Here is a 5,417-nt window from a genome sequence, read left to right as displayed (position 1 = left end):
GGTTTTTAGTTCCCATGTTAAACCAGAGGCGATAATAGTGGCGCAGCGTGCATGTGCGGTGACGGTTTTGCCTTGTGCATCCAATAATGTGTACGATCTTTTGTCTGCTGAGGTTGATGCAGTCACAGGTTCAGTTGCATCGCAGTTTAAAATTAAAATATTGGTGGTAATAAAAATGGTTAGTGTTGCGGTTGATTTCAATCGGGTTATCAAATGCATGGACTATACCTCTGGGTGGGTATTTTTATTATATAGCAAGCTGGTTGCTGTGAAGAAGGTGATTTTTAAGGGGTGCCAATGTAGAGCTGTTGGGTAGTACTGACAGGAGCTTCAAGAGAATTCCTTTTCTCTTGTGGCCAATGTTACTTCTGGGCTAAAAGCTCTTCTTTGCGTTGTGTCAATTGTTCACCAAGGGCATACATGTCCAGTTTGCTCGCCTTGGCTTTTGGGAATATTTCATTTTGCTCTTCTTTCACGTGGTGCTTAACGTATTCAGAAAGTACTTTTACTTTAGCGTCATACATTTCGTCGTCCGGCTCACCTTCCTCTATTTGGGCAATTAGCTCTTTAAGCGTTGCGTGTTCCACAGTTGCTTCCGGAATTAATTCCTTGTCCTTTAAGGCTGCCTTTACTTGAGGATAGAAAATCTCTTCTTCGATTTGCGCATGCACTGTCAATTCAGTACAAATTTGGGAAACTATAGCCTTCTTTTTGGTGGATGATTTGGCGCTTTCATATTGCTCAAATAACAAATCCACTGCTTTGTGGTCTGCTTTAAGCAATGCAGTAGCTTCCTGCGCCTTAGGGGCCTTCTCTGTGCTAACTGATTTCTTTTGTGCGGTTGCCATATCAATCTCCTGGGTTTTGTTTAAGTGACGGCTCATGTTCGAGCCTTGCTTATTTATAAGTGAATAGCGACGGCATCTCGGTGCTACACCTAACATACCGAGCGAAATGTTTCTTACAATTATTGGTTCAAGATAAATCCTGCTTTGCGCAATATTGCCTTAAGGTCGTAAGATGACTTTTCTGCAAGCATCTTCCTTCTTATCAAAAATTCGATAACCATCGGCGGCACTTTCAAGGCTTAGGCGATGGGAAATAATAACTTCCGGATGTAAATCGCCTTTCAAGATATGTTCAATAAGGGTGGGCAAATATGATTGCACATGTGTCTGGCCCGTTTTAAAACTCAGGCCTTTCTCAAATACATCACCGAAGAGAAAACCATGGATAAAACCGGCGTATACGCCGGGCACGCTGATAGTGCCTCCACGCCTTACGGCTGCTATACATTGACGCAGTGCTGCACCACTACTGCCTTCCATTTTTAAAGCAGTGAGGGCGGTTTCCAAAGTGCTTCCTTTTGCTTCAAAACCCACCGCGTCTATTGCCGCATCAACTCCCCGATAGCCGGGTGTCTGTTCAATAATTGCAGATGCCGGGTCATCTATGTCATCAAAATTAATAGGAATGACACCATAATTACGCAGCGCGAAATCCAAACGGTATTGATGGTGATCAACCATAAAGATTTGCTGGGCGCCTAAAAGACGAGCGCAGGCAGCGGCCATAAGTCCTACCGGGCCTGCGCCATGAATAACGACACTGCTGCCGGGGACAATTCCGGCGTTAAGGGCAGCTTGATATCCAGTCGGAAGAATGTCGGAAAGAAAAAGTACTTTTTCGTCATCCATTCCTTCAGGGATTTTAAATGGCCCAACATTGGCTTTGGGCACGCGCACATACTCTGCCTGGCCACCCGGAATTCCACCGTAAAGATGACTAAAGCCAAACAATGCGGCACCTGGTGGTATTTGTTTTTTATTAAGGATTGCACCGCGCCCAGTGTTAGTTGTTTCGCATGCGGCTTGCAAATTCATCGAGCAAAAAAAGCAGCTACCGCATGCGATGACAAAAGGAATTACCACGCGGTCGCCCTTTGCGACCGCCGTTACACCACTACCGACTTCTTCAACAATACCCATAAATTCGTGACCAAAAATATCGCCATCTTTAGTCTCGGGAATTTTTCCGCGATAAAGATGTAAGTCAGAACCGCAGATAGCAGTGGCAGTTACTTTCAAAATAATATCGTCAGCTTCTTGAATAACAGGGTCGGGCATATTATCTACCCGAACATCATTACTGCCGTGATAAGTGAGCGCGCGCATAGTGAATCTCCAGTCCAGTGAAATTACTTACCCTTTTTCGTGCTTCATGCTTGCCGCCTCAGGTTTCACACCGGGCATGGATCTTTTTCCCGCTCAAATGAACGGTGTCCGGCTAACGCGTTTTTAAATTGCGTGAGCGATGCGTCCTGGATTTTTTCCTGGTCAACGATGACAGCTGGGTCGGGAGTGCCATCAGTAAAAGTTGAAGGAACGCCTGCTACTGCTAACAATATCCCACCGCCAATTGAATATATCGGCTTACAGTGGCGATATTGTTGACGTACAAAATCGAGCGCGTCGGCGTTGTGTTGGAGTGAGCCATCGCCCTGAACAATGATCACACCATCGTAGAGTACCGAAGGGCCTGCCTCTAATGTGATTTCAATATCCAGCGTGGCGCCATCAGCAGTTGATACTTTACCCAGACGGGTACCCACAAGCCTCGGCACAGCGCCATCTTTAAGCAAATCTTCGTAAAGAGTGGATACGCATTTTTGGTCAATACCATTACTAATTAGTAGCGCAACGCGACGTGTGGCGATACCAGTAGTCCCCTGTCTTGTTAACAATGAGAGCGCAGGAGAGTGCGGATAAGTGGGAATTGGCAAATTGGATGCGAGTGGCATCGCCGGAGGAAGCTCAATACCCAAACCGTCTGCAACGCTAGAAGCCAATACCGCATTCACATTGACTAACAGGGAAACGACGCGCGCGCGGATGGCAGGTGTTTGCACGCGTGTCAGTTCAAAACGAAATGCATTGATGATGTGGGTTTGCTCTGCGGGTGATTGGCTTTGCCAAAATAATCGTGCCTGCGAATAGTGATCGGAAAAAAGTTCAGGATTCCCACGCACCTTATCTTCTGCGATTGGTTCCGGATAACTTTTGTAACCCGACATTCCCGCTTGGAACGGACATCCACCTGCAAGCGAATTTGGCTCGTAGTTAACGCGACCGCGATGGATCGCTTGGCGATGCATGCCATCACGTTGATTATTGTGCACTTGTGCTACAGGTGAATTGATTGGAATTTCGTGGAAGTTTGCGCCTCCCAAGCGACTAATTTGTGTATCAACGTAGGAGTGAATTCTGCCTTGCAATAGTGGATCATTCGAGAAATCGATTCCCGGTACAACATGCGCGGTACAAAACGCGACTTGCTCGGTTTCTGCAAAAAAATTATCCGGATTTCGATTCAATACCATTTTCCCAACCGGTGTAATCGGAACCAATTCTTCTGGCACTAATTTGGTCGGGTCGAGCACATCAAAAGGAAACGTGTTCGCGGTATCTTCTGTAAATATTTGTAGCCCTAATTCATATTCCGGAAATGCACCTGCTTCAATGGCTTCCCATAGATCGCGGCGATGAAAATCCGGATCGGCGCCAATAATTTTGGCCGCTTCGTCCCACACTAATGAATGCGTCCCAGCCAAGGGTGTCCAATGGAATTTACAAAATACCGACTGACCTTCAGCGTTGACCAAACGAAAGGTATGTACACCAAACCCTTGCATAGTGCGATAACTGCGCGGAATAGCGCGATCAGACATTTGCCATAACAGCATATGTGTTGATTCCGGCATCAGCGAAACAAAATCCCAAAAGGTATCGTGTGCGCTTGAAGCCTGTGGCATAGCGTGATGCGGCTCGGGTTTAACCGAATGCACAAGATCCGGAAATTTCATCGCATCCTGAATAAAAAACACGGGAATATTATTGCCGACTAAATCCCAGTTACCTTGATCGGTATAAAATTTCACTGCAAAACCGCGTACGTCACGTACTGTATCAGCAGAACCACGTTCACCGGCAACCGTTGAAAAACGTGTAAATACCGGCGTGCGTTTTCCTTCTGCACTAAAAGGCGCCGCCGTAGTAAATTCGGTTAACGCGCGATAGGATTCAAAATAGCCATGCGCAGCAGAGCCTCGCGCGTGAACTACACGTTCCGGAATGCGCTCATGGTCAAAGTGAGTAATTTTTTCGCGCAGAATAAAATCTTCCAGCGCTGTTGGGCCGCGTAATCCAATTTTTAATGAGTGTTGGTTGTCGGCAATTCTCACTCCTTGATTCGTTGTTAACGGCTGATTACTGCTATCAACTCTCACCCGGTCCAGAGAATCCACGGTAGGGTTTGATCCTGGAAAAAGTATTCCTTCACCTGTTTTTGGTGAAGCAATAATTTCTGAAGATGTACTGCTACCGGCTGCGGGGGAGGTAGGCTCAACTATCGCTCCGGTAAGGGGCGTGCGCGAAGCTTCGCCATACTCATGTGGCTTATTAAGATTCGATGATATTTTTTCAGCCAGCTGCTGACCGCCTAGTGTTTTGTCTAACAAGCGTTGCTTAACTGGATCATCTGATCCAAGTGTTTTTGGCGGTTGGCTGGTTGAGGGTCCGGAAACGGAACTTAAGACAGAGCCTGCACCTGCTGTATCTTTATAGGTGTCACTGGATTTATCTTTTTTACTGGCTTTACTGTCATTTGTTTTTGAAGAGTTGCTCATAAAAATATCCTTACAAAATATTGCATTGATCGAAAGGGATGTTTATCCACGCGGATTTATCGATATAAATCCGGTGGAATGGGTAAGGACAATGAAGCTGGAAAACAGGTAGCTTGAACAATATTGGCTGAAAATTTATCTGTTTTTTTGCCATGATTAAAACTCATGGCAAATGCGCCCCTCCAGTAACCCCGATAACTTCGGCAGTGATGTAACTGGATTCCTGGGATGCAAGAAAGACAAAGGCCGGTGCTACTTCAGCGGGTTGCCCTGCGCGACCGATGGGAACTTTGTCTCCAAAATGTTGGAGTTTTTCATCGGGTTGGCCTCCACTTTGTTGCAAGGGTGTCCACACCGGACCCGGAGCAACGGCATTCACGCGAATGCCTTTTTTAATTAACATTTTTGCCAAACTTTTGGTGAACGCGGTGATTGCACCTTTGGTGGATGCGTAATCCAATAACCCGGGTGATGGCTGGTAAGACTGGATTGAGGTTGTATTGATAATGCTGGCCCCGGGGGGCATATGTGGCACAGCAGCTTTGGTGATCCAAAACATAGCAAACACATTTGTGGCATAGGTTTGTGTAAATTGTGCGGTAGTTAGATTTTCCAACTCTTCAACAAATTGTTGCTTGCCCGCATTGTTCACCAGAATATCAATTGATCCTAATTGTTCGACTGTTTGCTGAACGAGCGTTTTGCAAAAAGCTTCGTCGGTAATATCACCTGG

At 46.2% G+C, this 5,417-nt stretch carries 5 protein-coding genes; all 5 read right to left on the bottom strand.

What is annotated here, in order from left to right; genetic code table 11:
* The coding region (locus tag ACWA6V_RS16715) for a hypothetical protein (RefSeq protein WP_449523554.1) at nucleotides 1-219 on the bottom strand (219 nt) is incomplete at its 3' end.
* 143 nt (nucleotides 220-362) lie between these two features.
* Entirely contained in the window at nucleotides 363-884 is a 522-nt protein-coding gene (locus tag ACWA6V_RS16710) for a hemerythrin domain-containing protein (RefSeq protein ID WP_449523553.1), read from the bottom strand.
* Nucleotides 885-1,007: 123 nt separating this feature from the next.
* Nucleotides 1,008-2,174, bottom strand: a complete 1,167-nt coding sequence (locus ACWA6V_RS16705; RefSeq protein ID WP_449523552.1) for a zinc-dependent alcohol dehydrogenase — start codon at nucleotides 2,172-2,174, stop codon at nucleotides 1,008-1,010.
* Nucleotides 2,175-2,239: 65 nt separating this feature from the next.
* Nucleotides 2,240-4,684: a catalase gene (locus ACWA6V_RS16700; protein ID WP_449523551.1), complete on the bottom strand. Its 2,445-nt coding sequence runs from the start codon at nucleotides 4,682-4,684 to the stop codon at nucleotides 2,240-2,242.
* A gap of 163 nt (nucleotides 4,685-4,847) precedes the next feature.
* Nucleotides 4,848-5,417 (bottom strand): SDR family oxidoreductase (locus ACWA6V_RS16695; protein WP_449523550.1); only part of this gene is annotated, 570 nt, incomplete at its 5' end.

The organism is Cellvibrio sp., from assembly GCF_053579595.1.
Note: the sequence above shows the minus strand (reverse complement) of the source record. Positions and strands in the feature narration are given on the sequence as shown.

What these genes read in the sequence shown, in the direction of transcription:
- ACWA6V_RS16710 (WP_449523553.1), bottom strand. Translation starts at nt 884, where the DNA reads ATGAGCCGTCACTTAAACAAAACCCAGGAGATTGATATGGCAACCGCA.
- ACWA6V_RS16705 (WP_449523552.1), bottom strand. Translation starts at nt 2,174, where the DNA reads ATGCGCGCGCTCACTTATCACGGCAGTAATGATGTTCGGGTAGATAAT.
- ACWA6V_RS16700 (WP_449523551.1), bottom strand. Translation starts at nt 4,684, where the DNA reads ATGAGCAACTCTTCAAAAACAAATGACAGTAAAGCCAGTAAAAAAGAT.